Source organism: Mycobacterium sp., assembly GCF_965229105.1.
GTDB lineage: Bacteria > Actinomycetota > Actinomycetes > Mycobacteriales > Mycobacteriaceae > Mycobacterium.
In genome coordinates, this window is the sequence record NZ_OZ245858.1 from 6,110,659 (window position 1) to 6,130,138 (window position 19,480).

The window sequence follows — 19,480 nt, forward strand, 5'->3', positions numbered from 1 at the left end:
CGCCATCACCTAGCCCGCTCCCTTGCCGCTAAGGGTGAAGAAATATTCAGTGAAACCTGGAATCCACGGTAGCCGTTTACCAGCAACGACACCAAATTGATCGGTTCAGATTCACTCGACGTCGGGCCGCGCGGCCAGATCAGCCCGCAGCCGGGGTTCGTCGACCTCCCAATAGCTGTGCTCCACACCGTCGAGCAGCACCACCGGTAACCGGTCACCGAACTCAGCCCGTAGGGCCTTGTTGCCCGCAGCAGCTTCGGCGTCAACGTCGCGCGTGCTCAGACCGAAGCCCAGCTCATCGGCGAGGGTGACCAACTGCTCGTAGACCCGTTGACAGATGCTGCACCCGCCGCGGGTCAACAGCTCCACATGCGCGCGGCTCACGGGAAACAGTCTGTCACTTCGTGCTGACGGCCCGGCCTTAGTTAGGGTTGGAGCGCAGCAGCACTGCGCCCAGGCCGGAACGGGAGGGGGTCCGCGATGTCTTCGATTTTTGGTAGCCATACCGATGACGCGCACGGCCTCGCCGGCGAGGCCAGCGCGCGCAAGGCCTTAGAAGGGTTGGAACGCCTGGAAGACGGTGCGGCCGAACCCGAGGCACCGCCCGCCGACCTGACGGCAGCGGCCTTTTTCGACGTCGACAACACCTTGGTGCACGGATCGTCGATGGTGCATTTCGCCCGCGGGCTGGCCGCGCGCAAGTACTTCACCTACCGCGACGTCCTCGGATTCATCTATGCCCAAGCCAAATTCCAGCTGACCGGCCGGGAGAACAGCGACGACGTCGCCGAGGGCCGGCAGAAGGCGCTGGCCTTCATCGAGGGACGCCCCACTGCGGAGCTGGTGGCGCTCGGCGAGGAGATCTACGACGAGATCATCGCCGACAAGATCTGGCAGGGCACCCGCGATCTGGCCCAGATGCACCTCGACGCCGGCCAGCAGGTGTGGCTGGTCACCGCCACGCCCTACGAGCTGGCCGCGACGATCGCCCGACGCCTCGGGCTGACCGGAGCGCTGGGCACGATCGCCGAATCCGTCGACGGGGTTTTCACCGGACGACTGGTCGGCGAGATCCTGCACGGTCCGGGCAAAGCGCACGCGGTACGGGCGCTGGCGATCCGGGAAGGTCTGAACCTGCGTCGCTGCGCGGCCTATTCGGACAGCTACAACGACGTGCCGATGCTCACGCTCGTCGGTACCGCTGTCGCGATCAACCCCGACGCTGACCTGCGCGATATCGCCCGACAGCGCGGCTGGGAGATCAGGGATTTCCGGACTGCCCGCAAGGCCGCCCGCATCGGCGTGCCGTCGGCGCTGGCACTCGGTGCCGCCGGTGGCGCGCTGGCCGCGATCGCCTCGCGGCGTCACGACGGCTGAAAACCGCCCGCCGGGCCCATTCGCGATTTTTGGTAGGCTGCCGGGCTGAACAGCACTTGAAGTGTCGATCAAGGGACCACACCAACAGCATGTCCATTGCCCAAGAGATCATCGGGACGCATTTCCGCCTCGACGACCACTTTCTGGTCGGCCGGGAGAAGATCCGCGAGTTCGCGCGATCACTCAAGGACGACCAACCCATCCACCACGACGAGGCGGTGGCTAAGGAGTCGGGCTATCCCGGCCTAGTGGCATCGCTCACATTCATCGCGGTCGCCGGACGTCGGGTGCAGTTGGAGATGTTCAAGAATTTCGACGTCGGAATCAACATGGCGCGGGTGATCCACCGCGACCAGAAGCTGAAGTTCCATCGGCCGATCGTCGCCGGCGACAAGCTGTACTTCGACTCCTACCTGGATTCAGTGACCCAGTCCCACGGTGCGGTGATCGCTGAACTACGCAGTGAGGTGACCGACGAAGAGGGCAAGCCGGTACTGACCACTGTGGTCACCATGCTGGGCGAGGCCATCAGCGATGAGCACACCGATGCACAGGTTGCCGCAATTGCTTCCAGGATCGGCGGAGCATAGTGTCGGCCCCTATGACCCAGGCCAACGAGCAACCGACTGACCGCGATATGACGCCGCGGTTTGAGGATGTTCAGACGCATTACGACCTGTCTGACGACTTCTTTCGGCTCTTCCTGGATCCCACGCAGACCTACAGCTGTGCGTACTTCGAACGCGACGACATGTCGCTGGAAGAAGCGCAGTACGCGAAAATGGATCTGTCACTGAGCAAATGCGATCTCAAGCCCGGAATGACGCTGCTGGATATCGGCTGCGGCTGGGGCGCGACGATCCACCGCGCGGTGGAAAAGCATGACGTCAACGTGATCGGCCTGACGCTGAGTGAAAATCAGCATGAGCATGTGCAGAAGAAGCTGGCTAACTCCGAGGTGGTCCGCAGCTCCGGTCGCAGCGCCGAGGTCCGGCTGCAGGGCTGGGAAGAGTTCAGCGAACCCGTCGACCGAATCGTGTCCATCGGCGCCTTCGAGCACTTCGGCGATGACCGCTACGACGCCTTCTTCGAAATGGCTTATAACGCACTGCCTTCCGATGGTGCGATGATGCTGCACACCATCGTCAAGCCCAGCGACGTTGACTTCAAGGCGCGCGGGCTGCCGCTGACGATGACGAAGCTGAAGTTCTTCAAATTCATCATGGACGAGATTTTCCCCGGCGGCCGGTTACCGTTCGTATCCGACGTCGAAGAGCATGCGCGCAGGGCCGGTTTTCGCGTGGAGCGGGTTCAGCCATTGCGCCTGCACTACGCCCGCACGTTGCAGATCTGGGCGGCGGCGCTGGAGGCTCGCAAGGACGAGGCGATCGCGATCCAGTCACAAGAGGTCTACGACCGGTACATGCGCTATCTGACCGGTTGCGCCGAACTCTTCACCGAGGGCTACACCGATATCTGCCAGTTCACCCTGGTGAAGGGCTGAGCTTTCCGCCGCCCGTTTCACCTCGAACGTGAAGCTGGGCCAACCCTCGCCGCCGAATGTTCGCCTAGTTTCATTCTCGGCGATGAAAAGTTCGCCGAGGGCACCCGTCGTCGCCTCAGTCAGCCGAGGAACATGTTCCTGCGGTTGGCCAGCAGCTGGTACAGCGTCTGCTGAATGGTCTCACGCACCTGGTCGGTCAGCTCGAAGGTGACCATCGGGTCGTCAGCCGCGGAATCGTCGTAATCGGCCGTCTCGATGGGCGTCCCGAATGCGATATGCCACTTCGACGGCAACGGCACCAGCCCAAGGGGCCCGGCCAGCGGGAACATCGGTGTGATCGGGAAATATGGCAGCCCCAGCAGTCGGGCCAGCAATTTCACGTCAGCCATCATCGGGTAGATCTCTTCGGAGCCGACGATCGAGCAGGGCACGATCGGCGCCTTGGTCCTCAGCGCGGCCGAGACAAAACCACCACGACCGAATCGCTGCAGTTTGTAGCGGTCCGCGAAGTTCTTGCCGAGCCCTTTGTAACCCTCCGGGAAGACCGCGGTGAGCTCGCCACCGGCGAGCAGTCGATGCGCGTCAGCGGTGCAGGCCATGGTGTGGCCTGCCTTGCGCGCGGCCTGGCCGAGCACCGGCATGTCGAAGACCATGTCGGCGGCCAGCAGACGAAGGTCACGCTGGGTCGGATGGTGATCGTGCACAGCTACCGATGCCATCAGGCCGTCCCACGGCAACACCCCGGCATGATTGGCCACCACCAGAGCCGCACCGGTCTCGGGCAGGTTCTCGATACCGCTGACCTCAACCCGGAACCAGGATGTGAAGAAGAACCTCAGCAAAGGCAAGAAGACCGCATTGTTGAGGTGTTGGTCGAAGCCGAATTCGTCGACGACGTAATCGCCGGTGAGTCGTTTGCGTGCGAATTCAGCAACTGCGGCGATACCTAGGGCGAGGTCGTTGGGGCCGGCGTCCTCAGCGGAGGCAAAGCTTGCCGCGTTGCGGTGCTGATCGATCTCGCGGACCACCGCAGCCATCTGGTCAGCCGAGGCATGCGTATCCGGATCGGAGAGAAGTGAGGGATGCCGACGGGCCGCGTCGGCTCGCTGGCCCGCGCGTCGCGCTGCCGCCGCTCGGCTCGAATTGCCATGCAGCGGAATCACTTTCGCCTTGGACTCACCTGCCATGGCCACTCTTCCCACACCCGTTTGTATTCATTAGCTACCCACCCCAGCGCTGCGCTGCCGACACCGCGCGTTGCTCCACCGAGCGTACCCACCGTGGATCGATTATCGGAGTCAAACCACGACCGCGCACGTAATCGTCGAACGCCTCCATCGTGGTCCACTTCGGCTGATAACCCAATTCGGTGCGCATCCGAGAGGTGTCCATCACCCGGCCGTAACTCATATAGGAGAGTTGGTCGCTGTTGAGATCGGTGCCCCGAGCCTTCCTCGTCAGCGAATTCACCAGATACACCCCGAAGGTCGGCAGGGGTACCGCAAGACGGCCTGCCCGCCGGACCGCCTGGGACATCATGATGATTCCCGAGGCACCCACATTGAACGTGCCCGCCTTACCGGCGATCGTGGCCCGCTCCAGCACCCCAAGGGCATCCTGCTCGTGGAGCAGCTGCAGGCGCGCATCGCGGCCCGCCACCGTGGGCACCAACGGCCCGGCCAGGTAACGGGACAGGGCGGTGTCCATCGCGGGCCCGATCATGTTCGCCAGCCGCAGGATGGTGACCGCGATATCAGGTCGACGGCGGCCGAGTCCCCTGGCGTAACCCTCGATATCGATACTGTCGCGAGCGAAACCCTCAACCGGTGGTGTCCGACTGCTGCTGTCCTCGGTGAACATCACCGGATCGAATGCGTCGGAACCGTAGACCTCAGAGGTCGACTTCAACACCACCCGGCGCACCATCGGCGCCTTCTGGCAGGCCGCGAACAACTGCATCGCGCCCATCACGTTGATTTCCTTCAGCGTGGCCCGGCCACCGGAACGCGGGGCATATGAGGCCGCCGCGGCGTGCACCACCGTATCGACATCACCATTACGAATGACCTTGGCAATGAAGGGATTACGGATATCTGCGCGGACGAACTCAGCGCGACCCATGCGTCGCAGCAGGTCCTTGCTCGGCGCCACCGCATCCACCGCGATGACCTTGTCGATCTGCGGATTGGCCGCCAGCCGTGCTGTCAGATACCCGCCGAGGAAACGGCAGGCACCGGTGACCAACACGACTTTCGGATGATGCGGAGGGTTCCCGGGCAGGGCGCTGTCGCCATCGCGTCCTGAATCCATTCCGATAGGTTACCGGTCGGTGCACACTCAGGCGTTACCAGAAAGAAACGACCAGATGGCCCGACGGTCGCCCGGAGTGCTCCTGAAGTGCTCAACCCTCCCGGCATCGATCACCGGGCAGGGTGGCACTGAGCCGTCCGAGCCAGCCCCGCAGGGGCTACTTACCCAGTTTTCTGCGCTGGACCCGGGTGCGGCGAAGCAACTTCCGATGCTTCTTCTTCGACATACGCTTGCGCCGCTTCTTGATGACTGAACCCATGAACTTCGCTGCCTACCTACCGCTAATCGCACGACTGAACCCGGCCACCTTACCCAAGAGGTGGCCGCAAACCGAAAACAGGGCTTGGGATACCGACCGACAAACGACGCCAACGGGCGCCGAAGAGCCGGGTGAAAAGGCTAGCCAGCGTCGAAGTACGACGTTTCCAACAGGTCGTGCACCGCTTTGGCGTGCACGCGGAAGGAGCGCCCGACTCGGACGGCCGGCAGTTCACCGTTGTGTACAAGTCGGTACACGGTCATCTTGCTGACCCGCATGAGGCCAGCGACCTCCGCGACAGTGAGGAACTGAGTACGGGCGACCTGCTGGCCGTCCGGACCGCCGATGTCCCGCGCGTTCTTGCCAGCAGAATCCCGCGCCGATGGCCCGTTACTAGACGTCATCGCAACCCAATCGATAAGGCACGGCCAGTTCCAGCGGCTTCCCCACCGCTGGCACGAACGCATGCATACACGAGGAGAATAGCGGGGCAGATGGGGTTACTGCGACGGGTGTGGGGTAATCAGTTGAAAATTAGTGAACTACTCGGATGTGATTCCGAGCTGCTCTGAGCGACGCTTTGCCGCGTCCACCGCAGCGGCCACCGCAGCCCGCAAACCACCCCGCTCCAGCTCCAACAATCCGGCGGCCGTTGTCCCACCAGGGGAGGTCACGGTGGCACGGAGCTGGGCAGCAGTGGTGTCGATGCCGCCGCCGAGGCCGCCGTCCGCCGCGATTTCCCGGTTCTGATCGAGACGCTCCAGCAACATCGCGGCAGACCCTGCCATGGTCTGCACAGCCAGGTCCGTGGCGACCGGTCGGGGCAGTCCCACGGCGACCGCCGCATCGACCAACGCCTCGACTAAAAGGAAGAAATAGGCCGGGCCGGAGCCGGAGACCGCCGTGACGGCGTCCAACTGGCTCTCCGGCACGGTCAGAACACCGCCGACGCAATCGAACAGGGCCGAGACTTCCCTGAGCTGTTCGGCGGTGGCGAACCGGCCTTTGGCCAATGCGCTGACGCCGCCGCCGACCAGAGCCGGCGCGTTGGGCATCACCCGGATGACCGGGGACCCGGCGGGCAGCTTCGATTCGTAGAACGCGGTCGTGACACCGGCGGCGACGGTCACGAACACCTGCTCGACGCTGTCGGAGTCGGACTTGGCCGCCGCATCGGCGATCGCGGTGACGACGGACTCGACATCGGAGGGTTTGACCGCCACGATCACGTACGTCGCATTCTCGGCCGCGTCTACCACCGACGAGGTCACCTGCACCGAGTACGTCTCCGACAGGTACTTGGCCCGGCTGGGCATCCGTTCGGAAACGACCATGTCCTTGGCGTGTCGATCCGATCGGAGCAGGCCTGCCAACAGAGCCTCACCCATACTTCCGCCGCCGATAATCGCGATTCTGGCCATGCGGGAAACCCTATCGGTCGCCCGCGCGGGTGCAGGTTAGGGAGCGGGTACGAGTGCGAGTTGGCGGCTCTGCGCCACGACGCGGCCCTCGCTGTCGACGACGGTGTGATCCTCGTCGAACCAGTCCTGACCGATCTGCGTGGCCGTACACACCACCCGCAGCCAGCCATCGGCAGGCGCGCCACGCAGGTAGGCGGTCAGCTGGACCGTCGGCGCCCAGCCGGTGCGGCCCACCGCGAAGGTGACCGGCATCGAAATATCGCTACAGGTCAGCGCGAACAGCGCATCGGGCGCCTCGTCACGAGGCCGCACCCAGATCCGCGAGATGGGCGCCTCCCCGGTGTCAGCTCGCAGGCCGGACAGGTCCGGCCGGATATCGCAGCCGTCGGCCAGGTGGTTGATCTTGGCCAGCAGATGACCGGGGCCGATCGGCTCGATCTCCGGCGGCGGCGCCACGCTCATCCGGTCGATCACCGGATTGATCGACAGCAGCGGCGGGACGTGATGTTCGGGCGTACCCAACGTGATGGCGGCCCGCACGGCTGTTCTGTCCCCCTGCTTGAGCTCCACATCGACGAGGCTGACCTGGCGGCCCTGTTTGCGCACCGTGGTGAGAAGCTGCACCGGCCCCGGGTCGGGCGCCCACAAGAAGTTCGCGGATACGGCGATCGGCTCGGCGCTGCCTGAGCCGACTTCCCCTGTCGCCAGCGCGGCGTGGGCGGCGTTGGCGCACAGCGACAACATCACCCCGCCGTGAATCTTCGGGCCGATGGTCCAGTGCGGAGACAGGTCGCCGGTAAAGACGGGGCCCTGCGGTCCATCGGCCGCGCGCTGGAGTTTCATGGCATGGGAGAACGACGGGGAAGCCATGTGATCCTTTTGAGGGTGTTCGGCGCTTCGGGGTGTCAGCGCAGCAGGTGGGTGCGGGCGAACTGCAACGATTCGGCCAGTAAGGCCTCTCGCTCGGCCACAGACCGGGCATCGGACGTGGTGACCTCAAGGATCACATGGCCGGCGAAATCGCTCCCAGCGAGCAGCTGGCACACCTCAACGGTCGGTTGGGTGCCGCGGCCGGGCACCAGGTGTTCATCGGCGGACGACCCCAACCCGTCACACAGGTGCAGATGCACCAGACCGGAGCCCATCCGCTGCGCCATCTCCAGCGCATCGGTACCGGCCGTCGCGGTGTGGGACAGGTCAAGGGTGAAGTGCGCGTGCTCGCCGTCGAGCGGGTCGTAGGAGGGCGCGAACGCCGAGATACCCACCCCAGGGCCCCCGCCGCGGCGACGCATCCGTTCGATCGAGGACTGCCCCACCCCGAACAACCGGTCCGCCCGGAACGGGAACATGTTCTCCACGGCGACCAGGACGTCACTGGCGTCTTCCAACTCGGCGACCTGCTCGCTGAACCCCTCGGCGTAGCGCCGCTGCCAGCGAAACGGGGGGTGCACGACGACGGTCTGCGCGCCCAGTTGCTCCGCGGCGCGCACACTGCGCTCCAGCTTGGGAATGGGGTTGGCACCCCAAACGCGTTGCGATATCAGCAGGCACGGGGCATGCACGGACAACACCGGCATCTCGTAACGCTCGGAGAGCCTCTGCACCGCGTCGATATCTTGGCTGACAGTCTCGGCCCAGACCATTAGCTCGACTCCGTCGTAGCCCAGTCTGGCGGCGTATTCGAACGCTGCCTCGGTCCGGAGTGGATAAACCGAGGCAGTCGAGAGACCGACCTTGATCGCGGGACGCACGGGCTGGGAGTTCGACCGGCTAGTTCGACTGCAGTAGTGCCAACGGTCCGAGAGTCACCAGCGCACCGACCGCGACCGCGATCAGCGTGCTGGCGATGTCCTCGGTCTTGCGAACGACGCGGACACCCACCACGAGGCCGAGGATGACCAGCACCGACAGCACCAGCGCGACGATGTTGTTCCACTTCCACAACTGGTCGAAGGCGATGAACAACCCGGCGCCGAAGACGACCGCGATGATCGACTGCAGGGCGACCCAGCAGCCGCGCAGCACCAACTGTCCCTTGGACAGCTGCTCGGCATCGTCGAACACCTCGACGTCATCGTCGTCATGGACCTCGAGCGCTTCAGCGACGTCGTCGTCGTCGCCGAGATCGACCAGCAGGTCGGCATCCTCGGAGCCGCCCCGCGCCAAGTCGTCGGCGACCGTCTGGCCGCTGTAGAGCGGCCCACTGGTGGAGCGCAGATATGACTGCAGATATGACGCGTCGCCGATGCCGAGCTCATCTGGCTGGGCGTCCTCGTCGACGTCGGTGTCCTCGACCTCCCCGGCAGTGTCCAGCTCCAGGCCCAGCTGGGGATCGAGGGCGTCGGGATCGAGGGCCTCGGCATCGACGTCGGTCGCGGTGAGCTCGGCGACCGGGTCCGGGCTCATCAGCTCGGCGCCGGCGACCGCCTCCGTCCGCGGGAATCGCCCAGGTCGTGGGTAATCGCTGCGCTCCAGGGCGGTATCGCGACCGCGTCGCGGGATCGGCTGGTCGGACAGCTCAGGACGGCTCGAGGTTTTCGCCACGCTGGTGGGCGCTGACCCGTTGCTGCCGTTGCCGCGGATGGCCTCTCGGACGCCTTCGGCGACGGGTGGTTGCGGCGCCACGTCCGCTGCGGGCTCGGCCGCTTCCGGCACGGGCTCCGGCGCGACGACGTCTGCGTCGACATCCGGTTCGCTCTCGACGATCGGTATCGCGCCGGTGCGGTAGATGGGGATCTCGCCGGTGAGCTCGGCGACGGTCACCGCATCGCTGTTGCCACGACGACGTCGGCGCCGTCCCCCTCCTGGCGGGGCCGCGCCGATCGTTCCGTTCTTGGCCAGCAGTTCGGCCACGGAAATGGGCCGGGTGCTGCTGGCCCCGTCTTCAGGTCCTGTCATCGTCTGTTGCCTCTCGACCGGTTGTCACGCCGATCCGCTAGCCGGCTTCCAGCATCCCCCACCAGCGTCTCCACCAAAGCGGTTCCGTCGGCTTCGCTGTCGAGTTTGCGCAGGATCAGTCCCTCGCGCAGCGCCCAGGGGCAGATATCCACGGAATCCAAGGACAGCGCTCGCATACTCGCCTCCGCCACCAGCGCGCCGGCCACGATCTGCGGCGCGCGTTCGGCGCTCACCCCTTCCAACTCTGCACGGTCAGCCGCGGTCATCCTAGAGATGAAGGCTATGAGCTGTCTGAGACCGTTGGCGGTCAGCGTTCTTTTCACCCGCGGACCCGCCCCGGACGGCGCCGCACCGGTGAGTCGGGCCAGCGATCGGAACGTCTTGGATGTCGCGACAGCCAGGTCGGGGCTGCCCGCTTCGAGCACGACGGCGCGCGCGTCGGAGAGTTCGTTGTCGAGCCAATCGCGCAGCATCGCCACCCGGCGGCGACCGGGGGGATCATCGGGCAGCCATTCGCGGGTCAGCCGCCCAGCGCCCAGCGGTAGCGACATCGCCACCTCCGGTTCCTCGTCGACGCCGTTGGACAGCTCAAGTGATCCGCCGCCGATATCGATGTTGATGATGCGGCCCGCACTCCAGCCGTACCAGCGCCGCACGGCCAGGAACGTCAGCCTCGACTCGTCCTTACCGGAGAGGACCTGCAAGGCCACCCCGGTCTCGCCGAGTACCCGCGCCAGCACTTCTTCGGAGTTTTTCGCATCACGGACCGCCGAGGTGGCGAAGGCCATCAACTCGATGCAGCCCGAACTGGCGGCGATCTTGGCGAACTCGTCGACGGTGGAGACGAGCATGTCGGCACCCTTGCGGGTGAGCTTGCCGGAACTGTCGATCGCCTCGGCCAACCGCAGCGCGGCTTTGGTCGAACTCATCGGAGTGGGGTGGCCGCCACGGCGTGCGTCCACCACCAATAGGTGAACCGTGTTGCTGCCCACGTCAAGCACGCCCAATCGCACGGATCCCAACCCTACCGGGGAAGGTGTGCGGGTTTACCAGGAGCGCGGTGCGCAGAGACTAGCCAGGCGCGCCGCCAGTACGGCGCGGCGAATCTTCGTCTAGCGTTACCTCCCGTGGAAGCGTCCGCTACGAGCGCCTGCGCAAAGGCCAGAACATGACGTCCACACACCCCGGTGAGGTCGAACTCGACTTTCCGCGGGAGTGGGTGGAGTTTTACGACCCGGACAACGTCGAGCATGTGATCGCCGCCGACCTGACCTGGTTGTTATCCCGCTGGACTTGCGTATTCGGCACCCCGGCCTGTCAGGGCACCGTCGTCGACCGACCCGATGACGGCTGCTGTAGCCATGGTGCGTTCCTCTCCGACGACGACGACCGCGCCAAACTCGATGACGCCGTGGGGCAGTTGACGGACGAGGACTGGCAGTACCGCGACAAGGGCCTGGGCCGCAAGGGCTACCTGGAGATGGACGAATACGATGACAAGCCCAATCTTCGGACCCGAAAGTACAAGGGCGCCTGCATCTTTCTGAACCGTCCCGGTTTCGCCGGCGGTATCGGCTGCGCGCTGCACAGCAAGGCGCTCAAGCTGGGTGTCGAACCCCTGACGATGAAACCGGAAGTCTGCTGGCAGCTGCCCATCCGACGCAGCCAGGAGTGGGTGACTCGACCCGACGGGGTGGAGATCCTGCGGACCACCATCGGCGAATACGATCGGCGCGGGTGGGGTTCCGGTGGCGAAGACCTGCACTGGTACTGCACCGGTGATCCGGCCGCGCATATCGGGGCCAAACAGGTCTACCAGTCGTATGCACCCGAGCTGACCGAACTACTCGGCGAGAAGGCCTATGCCGAGCTGGCCGCAATGTGCAAGCGGCGCAACGGGTTAGGGCTGATCGCGATCCACCCGGCCACGCGCGCGGCCGACCGGCACGAACTCGACTAGTCGGGGTCAGTCCACCGCGCGCGGGTGAGCGGTCGCACGGATTGCCGGTGCCACCGGACGGCCCTGCAGCAGACCGGAGACCGAACCCGCGGCGATCGCCTGCCGGTACACCGGCAGCGCTGCCGCCACCGCCGCGATCGTCTGATCGATATCGGCATCGGTGTGCGCGGCCGAGGTGACGAACGACTGCCCGAGCACCCCGCGGCGCAGGATTTCCTGCAGGAACAGGGTGCGGTAAGCCTGGGACGGCACTCCCCCGGCGTCGCGGGTCACGTACACCAGACACGACGGTCGTCCGATGACCTCGAGGTGCTCCCCCAGCCCGGCCGCAGCGACCGCGGCGTTGACACCGTCGGCCAGCCTGCGCCCCGCCCGTTCCATCTGACCGACCGGATCGCCGGTGCGGTAGGCGGTGACCACGGCACGAAAAGCGGCAAGGGCGGACGTTTCCGGGCCGTGCGTGGTCGACAACAAAAAGACCCTGGGCCGGTCCGTGCGCAGACCGCCGAGTTCCATGTACTCGCGACGGCCCGCCAGCGCGGCGAGCGGGAAACCGTTGGCCATCGCCTTGCCCCAGGTGGACAGATCGGGCCGGACGCCGTAGATCTCCTGCGCGCCGTGCGCCGACCAGCGGAACCCGGTGATCATCTCGTCGAAGACCAGCAGGGTGCCGTACCGGTCGCACAGTGCCCGGACGCCTTCGAGGAAACCGGGTGCGGGTTCGGCGGTGGCCGTCGCCGGTTCCAGGATCACGCACGCGATATCGCCGGCAGCCAGCACCGCCGCCAGCGAGTCCAGATCGTTGTACCGGAACCGCACGGCTGCAGAGGATTCGGGGATACCACTGTTCATCGCGGTGGTGCCGATGAACCAGTCATCGGTGGAGAAGAAGGGCTGCTCGCAGATGGCGACGGTGATTCGGCCGGTCACCGCGCGGGCCAACCGCACCGCGGCAGTGGTGGCATCGGAGCCGTTCTTGGCGAATTTCACCATATCGGCGCCGGGCACCAGATTCAGGAAGTCCTCCGCGGCGGCCAACTCCAGTTCCGTTGGCCTACTGAAGTTTACGCCGCCGGCGATGGCCGCCGAGACCGCGTCGACCACCGGACGGTAGCCGTGCCCAAGGGTGACCGACCGCAGTCCCATACCGTATTCGACGTATTCATTGCCATCGACGTCCCACACCCTGGCGCCGTGGCCGCGGGTCAGGATCGGCGTGATGAACTCGGGGTACTGATCGGAGCCGCGGGCATAGGTGTGCGCGCCCCCAGGCACCAGATCATGCAGGCGGGCCTGCAGTTTGGCGGACTGCTCGAACTGTGGCGGCTCTGTCACAGCTTGCCCTCGTAGGCCAGCGCCACGGCTTCGTCGATCGGCTGCAGATCGCTGACCCGCAGGAAATCACGCAACGTCGTCCCGGTGCATTCGGAGTCGAAATTGGGCGCCTCCCGCCGGGTGACCACGTCGTCGACGTTGACCGTCCGGAAGTCGATACTGAACCGGGTGCGACCTGAGGTATTGGGCACGGTGGAATGTAACTGGTTGCCGGAGAACAACATCACCCCACCGGGTTCGGGAACCAACCGGAGCTGCGGTTCCAGCGTCAGCGGCTCCTCCGGTCGCGGTTGGTCCCGGGTGTCGGTCTTGATGTGCTGGGCCGCCGTCATCCGGCTGGTGCGGTTCCACTCGTAGTAGTCATAGCGCCGCGAGCCGTTCCTCACCCCGGCGCCCCAGTACTGAGGATGGAAGGCCATCACGTTGTCGGCGACGACGGGGAAGATCGGGATCCACCAGTTGATCTGGCTGAACGGTGCTGAATACCAGGTGTCGCGGTGTGGATGGAACGCATAGGAGATGCCCGAGGTGAGGTAGTCATCCGATGTCGAGGTCCGCAGCCGTGGCACGTCGAAGTACGTTGCCTGGCTGTCACATCCGTGCTCTTTCAACAGGGCGCGCAGACATTCCTTCGATGTCGGGTGGTGAATGAACCGCGGTTTCAGTTCGGCCAGCAGTGCCGAGAACTCCTCGACCGGCAGATCGTACTGTGCGGTCTGTGGATCCCTGGCGCCGAACGCCTCGGCGATCAGCACGCGGGCATGCTCGATCAGGGCCAGCGACGCCGGGCTGGCCGCATAGGTGATGACGTGCCCGTCGTAGAGCTGGGCGCGACGCTGCTCGTCGGTGCAGTCCGGGTTCGCGTAGACGATGGTCATATCGGTTCTCCTGGATCTCGCGGGTCAGTCCGGCCGGTCGGTGCGCAGCCGGCCGGCCAAGGCCGGATAACGTCGGCTCACTTCGTCGAACAGGTCGGGCACGGTCAGCAGGACCAGGTCGGGGTCAGCGGCAACCAGCTCACCCGGAGTGATGATCGGGATATCGGTCCCTGGCATTCGCCTGCCCTGCTTGGCTTCTGAGGCATCGGCGACACCTCGCAGCAGTGCGGTGTCCAGCCCGGCGCGGGCAAAGAGCGCAACAGCCCGAGACGCCGCCGCATAGCCGTAGACACCGCGCCCGCCGTCGCCCTCGGCACGCAGCCAGTCCCGCAGATCGACGATGTCGGTATCGGCGGCGACCTGCAGGGTGCCGAAGGCCTCCGGTGTGGTGACGCCCAGTGCCTGTTCGTCGGCGAGCAGGCGCCGCACGGTTGCCTCTGCCGGCCAGCCATCGGAATGCACAGCGGCCAACAGCACCGTGCCGCCGTAGAGGTCGAATTGCCACGCGGCGACAACCGCCATCCCGACCGCGGCCAGCTGGCGCACCAGGGTGGTCAGGGAGTAGTAAGCGAAATGTCCGTGCCGCAGCGCATTCCACTGCCCGTCGCGAATGATCGCGGTGACCGAATGGAATTGCAGCAGGAGCACACCCTCAGGTGCGGTGGCCTGCGCACGCTGCCGGAACGCCGCCCGCTGATCGGGTTCGTGCATGATGCCGAAACAGTCCAGCACGATATCGGCGGGACCGGATTGGCACCCCCGCTCGGTGTAACCCCGGTCGGTGAGCAGCGGTAGCCAGGTGCCGCCGTGGGGACTGCCGAATTCACGCACCGTCCCCCCGGGTAGCAACCCGGCGGCGGCAACCGCACTGACCGCCGTGGCGGCCTGGTCCCGCAACGCCTGTGGTTCGACACCGCGGGGTTCGTCGGCCACCGTATCGTCGTCGGCCAGCTGCGCCAGCCCGCAGGCCGGGCACAGATCCATCGCCAGTCGGTGCGCGCATTCGTGCGCACCCACCGGCTCTTCGACCAGCGGGAAATGGTCGGCGGCCGGTACCGCGCCGAGGTCGAGTACACGGTGCAGGCCCACGTGCCCGCAGGCCCGGCAGGTGCTACCCGGATCTGTCCCAACCCGATCAGTCATGGCAGCATGACCTCGTGCGCATCGAGCAGACCGAACTTGCCGACGTCGTGGTGCTCTCGCCTCAGCCGTTTTTCGACGATCGCGGATGGTTCACCCGTACGTTCGACGCCGAGATCTTCGATGGCTACCTGGGGGTGCCCGGCACGGCCGCCTCGTTCGGTCAGGATTCGCAATCCCGCTCGGGTATCGGCGTGATCCGCGGTATGCACGGGCGAGCCGGCCGAGGCGAGGCCAAACTGGTGCGCTGCGCCAACGGGGCCGTACACGATGTGCTGGTCGATATCCGCCCCGCGTCGCCAACCTTCGGCCATCAGCAGGCATTCCTGCTCGACGACAACGACTTTCGACACCTGTACGTTCCACCGGGATTTCTGCACGGCTTTCAGGCCCTGACGACCACCGCGGATGTCTGCTACCGGATCGATCGCCCCCACGACCCCAGCGAGGACCTGGCGGTGGCCTACGACGATGCGGAACTGGCGATCAGCTGGCCGCTGCCCGTCTCGGTGGTCTCGGCGCGAGATGCCGCCGCGGGCAGCTGGCGCGAACTGCTCACACAGCTGCGCTGACACGACGCATCGTCTCGTCGAGCACACCGGTTGCGCGCAGCTGCTCCAGCCGCGACAACCGCACGAACGTATCGGCGAAGTCGTCGGCGGTCAGCCCGTACGCGGTGTACCTGTCATAGAGTTCGGCCGCACCGCCGGCCACCGACCAGCTGGCTTCGTAGCCCAGTTCGGCTCGGGCCCTGGTGAAGTCGACACGGTAGGACCTCGGGTCCGAACCGGTTTCCCCGGTGATCAACAGGGTTGAGCCGGGCACCACATCGACGACGGCCTCGGCGATCTGGGCGACCGTCAGGTTGTTCATATCCGAGCCGACGTTGTAGGCCCGGCAGTTGATCACCTCGACCGGCGCACTCAGGCAGGTGGCGAAGGCCCTGGCGATATCGTGGGCGTGCACCAGGGGACGCCACGGGGTGCCGTCGGAGAGCACCCGGACCTGCCCGGTCAGCACCGCGTGCCCGACCAGATTATTCAGCACGATATCTGCCCGCAGCCTCGGCGAGAACCCGAAAGCCGTTGCGTTGCGCAGGAACACGGGCGTGAAGCCGGAATCAGCCAGCGCGATGAGATCGTCCTCGACCCGCACCTTGCTGATCGCGTACGGCGTCAGGGGATGCAGCGGCGCGTCCTCGTCGACCAGACCGTCACCCGCCGATCCGTATACCGAGCACGTCGAGGCATACAGAAAGCGGGCCACCCCGGCCTCTTTGGCCAGCCGGGCCAGCCGGACCGAGGCGTGGTGGTTGATGTCGTAGGTGATATCGGGTGCCAACGCACCGAGCGGGTCGTTGGACAACGCCGCCAGATGCACGACCGCGTCGAAACCCGCCAACTGCTCGACGGTGACATCGCGCAGATCGACGGCGAGCCCAGGCGGATCGGCCGGCGCGGGCCCCAGGATGGCTTCGCGGAAGTACCCACTGTCCAGACCGACGACGTCGTGGCCCGCATCCGCAAGGACGGGCACCATCACGGTGCCCAGATATCCCTGATGCCCCGTAACCAGAACCTTCATGCGCTCAGTTCCTCTCATTTCAGCCGACTTTCACGTGCGTGGGCGCATGCATCGCAAAATTCAGCACGGCCTTCTCCAGTACGAACGCCTCGGCGTGCGGGGCACGGCACTGCACACCACGCAGCCGCGACAAGCCGAGAAACGACAGCTCGTCGAACCAGTCCCTGCCGACCTGGCTCGGATAGTGCTTGTGTAACAGCCGGACCTTCTCCTCGGCGATCAGCGTGTCCAGCGGCTGATACACCGTCGGGTTGGGTGTGTCGGTCTCCCATTTGAGGATTTCGTAACCGAGGGTCAGCTGGTCGCGGAACTCCGTCGGCACCAGTTCGGCGAGCATCCGGTGATCCTGGTGGGCGTCGTGACGTTGTGTGCAGAAGACCACGTCGGGATCACACGACCGACGAAAGTCGGCCAGCGCATTCTTGATTCGGTCCCAATGCGCGGGTGCCCTGCCGTCGGGTAGGTCGTGCACGGTCAGCGACAGCGCGGCGCCGGGGCAAAAGGCCTGCAGTGCAGCGTGTTCCTCTGCCTCGCGGTCTGTGCCTGCACCAGAGAGCACCAGCGCGTGTACCCGCAGGCCGGGATTGGCCCGCGCCAACGTCAGCAGGGTGGCACCCATCCCGATGGCAATATCGTCGCAATGCGCTCCGAGAACAGCGATTTCGCGGATCTGGCCCGCGTGCAACCCGATCACCGGTAGGCGGGCACTGGCACAGGTGACGGCGACCCCGCTTTGTCCTGCTCCCAGAGCATCCACGGCCGGTCGCCCCGCAGATAGCCCGATTCCAGCTCGGCCCGCTCTTTGAAGGTATCGGCCGGCTTCCAGAAGCCCACGTGCTTGTACCCGTAGAGCCGATCCTGCGCGGCGAGTTTCGCACAGACGTCTTCGACCAGATCGCAGTTCTCGGTGAGCAGGTCGAGCACATCGGCACTGAGCACGAAGAACCCGCCGTTCTCCCAGATCGGCAGCCGTGCCACCGGCGTGATCTCGGTGACGGAACCCGCATCGTTGACCTCGACGCAGTGGAACGACGATTGCGGCGGCACGATCATCATCGACGCGGCCGCACCGGCAGCTTTCACCTCGTCGATCATGTCGTTTAGTGGTGCGTCGGTGAGTACGTCGGCATAGTTGGCCAGGAAATAGTCATCGCCCTCGACGAATTGGCGCACCCGACGCAACCGCTCGCCGATGGGCGATTCGGGTCCGGTGTCGACGAAGGTGATGGACCAGTCGCTGATATCGGATTGCATCAGCTCGACCTGGCCGTCGCGGATGATGAAATCGTTGGAGATCGCCTCCTGGTAAGTCAGGAAGTAGTTCTTGATGTGCGCGGCGCCGTAGCCCAGGCACAGGATGAAATCTTTGTGGCCGAAGTGGGCGTAGTACCGCATCACATGCCAGATCAGCGGCCGTGGGCCAACCATCTGCATCGGCTTGGGGATCATGTCCTCCGAGCCATTGCGCATCCGCATGCCGTAGCCACCGCAAAAGAGGACGACTTTCATTTCCCGATCTCCATCTCTTGGTGGTGCTGCGCGGAATGTAAAGCCGGCAGCGGATAGACCAGCTCGGCGCCCCATTCACCGACGTAGGCCAGCTGTGCGGTGATCTCGGTCTCGAGGTTCCACGGCAGGACGACGATCACGTCGGGCCGGTCTTTGTCGATGCGTTCGACCGGATGGATGGGGATGCGGGTGCCCGGGGTGTAGCGGCCATGTTTGTAGGGGTTGCGGTCGACGGTGTACTCGAGCAGATCGGCGCGGATACCGCAGTAGTTCAGCAGCGTGTTGCCCTTACCCGGGGCGCCGTAGCCGACGACCCGTTTGCCGGCCGCCCGCGCGTCGAGCAGAAAGCGCAACAAGTCGTGGCGCACAGCCTCGACCCGCGGGCGCAGCGCAACGTAGCCCGCGACGTCGTGCAGGCCGGCGTCTTCTTCCGCGCGCAGCACCTCGGCGACCCGCTCGGTCGGGGTGCCCACCCCGTCCGGGCGGGCCCAGAGCCGGATCGAACCGCCGTGGGTGTCGAGGGTCTCCACATCGACCACGGTCAGGCCCGCGGTCCGCAGCGCCGCGGCGGCTGACAACACGGTGTAGTACTGAAAATGCTCGTGATAGATGGTGTCGAACTGACCGAGTTGCACCAGGTTGAGCGCGTGATGGACCTCGATGGACAGCCAGCCGTCATCGGCCAGCAGAAGCCGCAATGCGCGGGTGAAGCCGAGCAGGTCCGGGATGTGCGCGTAGACGTTATTGGCGACGACGAGGTCCGCGGGACCGTGCTCGGCACGCACCATCGTTGCTGTTACTTCGTCGAGGAACGCGGTTACCGTCGGCACCCCGCGGGCGACCGCCGCCGCGCCGACGTTCACCGATGGCTCGATGCCCAGGCAGGGCACGCCGGCGGCCACCAGGTGTTGCAAAAGGTAGCCGTCATTGCTGGCTGCCTCGACGACAAAGGAGTTCTGATGCAGACCCAGCCGGTCGACGGTGGCGGTGACGAACTGATGGGCGTGGTCGACCCAACTGTCGGAGTACGACGAGAAATACGCGTACTCGGTAAAGGTGTCCTCGGGCGTGATCAGCGCGGGGATCTGCAGTAGCAAACAGTTCTCGCACAGCCGCAGGTGCAGCGGGTAGGTCTGTTCGGGCTGGTCCAGCTCGTCTTCGGTGAGGAACTTCTCGCACGGCGGGGTAGCACCGAGATCGAGAACACTCAGCAGGCGATTCGACTCACAGAGACGACACAACACGCGTAGGTCTTCACTCTCTTGACGCTCGACTCCCACTCACATGGCAGACAAACGCCCAAAG

Annotated in this window: 22 protein-coding genes; 5 read left to right on the forward strand and 17 right to left on the reverse strand. The window is 65.4% G+C overall.

The window, feature by feature from the left end; all coding sequences use genetic code 11:
* Positions 1-111 precede the first annotated feature (111 nt).
* The gene (locus ADBZ9O_RS28860) at positions 112-384 is read right to left on the reverse strand and encodes a glutaredoxin family protein (protein ID WP_526526730.1); all 273 of its coding nucleotides are present in this window, start codon (positions 382-384) and stop codon (positions 112-114) included.
* A gap of 96 nt (positions 385-480) precedes the next feature.
* On the opposite strand from ADBZ9O_RS28860, the gene ADBZ9O_RS28865 reads away from it, so the two are divergent.
* From ADBZ9O_RS28865 to ADBZ9O_RS28875, 3 genes are all read left to right on the forward strand, one after another.
* Complete coding sequence (locus ADBZ9O_RS28865; RefSeq protein ID WP_526526732.1) at positions 481-1,377, forward strand: HAD family hydrolase; 897 nt, start codon at positions 481-483, stop codon at positions 1,375-1,377.
* A gap of 89 nt (positions 1,378-1,466) precedes the next feature.
* Positions 1,467-1,967 (forward strand): FAS1-like dehydratase domain-containing protein, encoded by a 501-nt coding sequence (locus ADBZ9O_RS28870; RefSeq protein WP_526526734.1) that lies wholly within the window; start codon positions 1,467-1,469, stop codon positions 1,965-1,967.
* Positions 1,968-1,978: 11 nt separating this feature from the next.
* Positions 1,979-2,881, forward strand: a complete 903-nt coding sequence (locus ADBZ9O_RS28875) for a cyclopropane mycolic acid synthase family methyltransferase (protein ID WP_526526736.1) — start codon at positions 1,979-1,981, stop codon at positions 2,879-2,881.
* Between the two features lie 119 nt (positions 2,882-3,000).
* Here ADBZ9O_RS28875 and ADBZ9O_RS28880 read toward each other — a convergent pair whose 3' ends face one another.
* The 9 genes from ADBZ9O_RS28880 to ADBZ9O_RS28920 form a co-directional block, all read right to left on the reverse strand.
* A complete protein-coding gene (locus ADBZ9O_RS28880; protein WP_526526738.1) occupies positions 3,001-4,083 on the reverse strand; it encodes a lysophospholipid acyltransferase family protein in 1,083 nt (360 codons plus the stop codon).
* 19 nt (positions 4,084-4,102) lie between these two features.
* A complete protein-coding gene (locus ADBZ9O_RS28885) occupies positions 4,103-5,191 on the reverse strand; it encodes an SDR family oxidoreductase (protein WP_526526739.1) in 1,089 nt (362 codons plus the stop codon).
* 157 nt (positions 5,192-5,348) lie between these two features.
* Positions 5,349-5,450, reverse strand: coding sequence for a 30S ribosomal protein bS22 (locus ADBZ9O_RS28890; RefSeq protein WP_003402602.1), 102 nt, complete (start codon positions 5,448-5,450; stop codon positions 5,349-5,351).
* 140 nt (positions 5,451-5,590) lie between these two features.
* The gene (locus tag ADBZ9O_RS28895) at positions 5,591-5,854 is read right to left on the reverse strand and encodes a helix-turn-helix domain-containing protein (protein WP_526526741.1); all 264 of its coding nucleotides are present in this window, start codon (positions 5,852-5,854) and stop codon (positions 5,591-5,593) included.
* Positions 5,855-5,992: 138 nt separating this feature from the next.
* Positions 5,993-6,871, reverse strand: coding sequence for a pyrroline-5-carboxylate reductase (proC, locus tag ADBZ9O_RS28900; protein ID WP_526526742.1), 879 nt, complete (start codon positions 6,869-6,871; stop codon positions 5,993-5,995).
* A 36-nt stretch (positions 6,872-6,907) separates the two neighbouring features.
* A complete protein-coding gene (locus tag ADBZ9O_RS28905; protein WP_526526744.1) occupies positions 6,908-7,741 on the reverse strand; it encodes an acyl-CoA thioesterase in 834 nt (277 codons plus the stop codon).
* A 35-nt stretch (positions 7,742-7,776) separates the two neighbouring features.
* On the reverse strand, positions 7,777-8,622 hold the full coding sequence (locus ADBZ9O_RS28910; RefSeq protein ID WP_526526746.1) for a sugar phosphate isomerase/epimerase family protein: 846 nt from the start codon (positions 8,620-8,622) through the stop codon (positions 7,777-7,779).
* Positions 8,623-8,641: 19 nt separating this feature from the next.
* A complete protein-coding gene (locus ADBZ9O_RS28915) occupies positions 8,642-9,769 on the reverse strand; it encodes an Rv0497 family membrane protein (RefSeq protein ID WP_526526747.1) in 1,128 nt (375 codons plus the stop codon).
* Complete coding sequence (locus tag ADBZ9O_RS28920; protein WP_526526748.1) at positions 9,766-10,782, reverse strand: Ppx/GppA family phosphatase; 1,017 nt, start codon at positions 10,780-10,782, stop codon at positions 9,766-9,768. Before ADBZ9O_RS28920 ends, ADBZ9O_RS28915 begins: the two co-directional genes overlap by 4 nt.
* A 155-nt stretch (positions 10,783-10,937) precedes the next feature.
* Here ADBZ9O_RS28920 and ADBZ9O_RS28925 point away from each other — a divergent pair, with 155 nt between their 5' ends.
* Entirely contained in the window at positions 10,938-11,729 is a 792-nt protein-coding gene (locus ADBZ9O_RS28925) for a DUF3109 family protein (protein WP_526526750.1), read from the forward strand.
* A gap of 6 nt (positions 11,730-11,735) precedes the next feature.
* On the opposite strand, the gene ADBZ9O_RS28930 is transcribed toward ADBZ9O_RS28925, so the two are convergent.
* The 3 genes from ADBZ9O_RS28930 to ADBZ9O_RS28940 are packed head-to-tail and all read right to left on the reverse strand — an operon-like array spanning position 11,736 to position 15,085.
* On the reverse strand, positions 11,736-13,064 hold the full coding sequence (locus ADBZ9O_RS28930; RefSeq protein WP_526526751.1) for a glutamate-1-semialdehyde 2,1-aminomutase: 1,329 nt from the start codon (positions 13,062-13,064) through the stop codon (positions 11,736-11,738).
* The gene (locus tag ADBZ9O_RS28935) at positions 13,061-13,942 is read right to left on the reverse strand and encodes a phytanoyl-CoA dioxygenase family protein (RefSeq protein WP_526526752.1); all 882 of its coding nucleotides are present in this window, start codon (positions 13,940-13,942) and stop codon (positions 13,061-13,063) included. Before ADBZ9O_RS28935 ends, ADBZ9O_RS28930 begins: the two co-directional genes overlap by 4 nt.
* Before the next feature lie 24 nt (positions 13,943-13,966).
* The gene (locus ADBZ9O_RS28940) at positions 13,967-15,085 is read right to left on the reverse strand and encodes a methyltransferase domain-containing protein (RefSeq protein ID WP_526526754.1); all 1,119 of its coding nucleotides are present in this window, start codon (positions 15,083-15,085) and stop codon (positions 13,967-13,969) included.
* Positions 15,086-15,099: 14 nt separating this feature from the next.
* Between ADBZ9O_RS28940 and ADBZ9O_RS28945 the strand changes: the two genes are divergently transcribed.
* On the forward strand, positions 15,100-15,654 hold the full coding sequence (locus ADBZ9O_RS28945; RefSeq protein WP_526526755.1) for a dTDP-4-dehydrorhamnose 3,5-epimerase family protein: 555 nt from the start codon (positions 15,100-15,102) through the stop codon (positions 15,652-15,654).
* On the opposite strand, the gene ADBZ9O_RS28950 is transcribed toward ADBZ9O_RS28945, so the two are convergent.
* The 4 genes from ADBZ9O_RS28950 to ADBZ9O_RS28965 are packed head-to-tail and all read right to left on the reverse strand — an operon-like array spanning position 15,638 to position 19,419.
* Entirely contained in the window at positions 15,638-16,666 is a 1,029-nt protein-coding gene (locus tag ADBZ9O_RS28950; RefSeq protein ID WP_526526757.1) for an NAD-dependent epimerase/dehydratase family protein, read from the reverse strand. The two genes, ADBZ9O_RS28945 and ADBZ9O_RS28950, sit on opposite strands and share 17 nt — an antisense overlap.
* 19 nt (positions 16,667-16,685) lie before the next feature.
* Complete coding sequence (locus tag ADBZ9O_RS28955) at positions 16,686-17,360, reverse strand: PIG-L deacetylase family protein (protein WP_526526759.1); 675 nt, start codon at positions 17,358-17,360, stop codon at positions 16,686-16,688.
* Positions 17,357-18,175 carry a sugar phosphate nucleotidyltransferase gene (locus ADBZ9O_RS28960; RefSeq protein ID WP_526526760.1) on the reverse strand — a complete coding sequence of 273 codons (819 nt, stop codon included), beginning with the start codon at positions 18,173-18,175 and terminating at the stop codon, positions 17,357-17,359. The genes ADBZ9O_RS28955 and ADBZ9O_RS28960 overlap by 4 nt, the downstream gene beginning before the upstream one ends.
* Positions 18,172-19,419 carry a class I SAM-dependent DNA methyltransferase gene (locus ADBZ9O_RS28965; protein WP_526526762.1) on the reverse strand — a complete coding sequence of 416 codons (1,248 nt, stop codon included), beginning with the start codon at positions 19,417-19,419 and terminating at the stop codon, positions 18,172-18,174. The genes ADBZ9O_RS28960 and ADBZ9O_RS28965 overlap by 4 nt, the downstream gene beginning before the upstream one ends.
* Between the last annotated feature and the right edge of the window lie 61 nt (positions 19,420-19,480).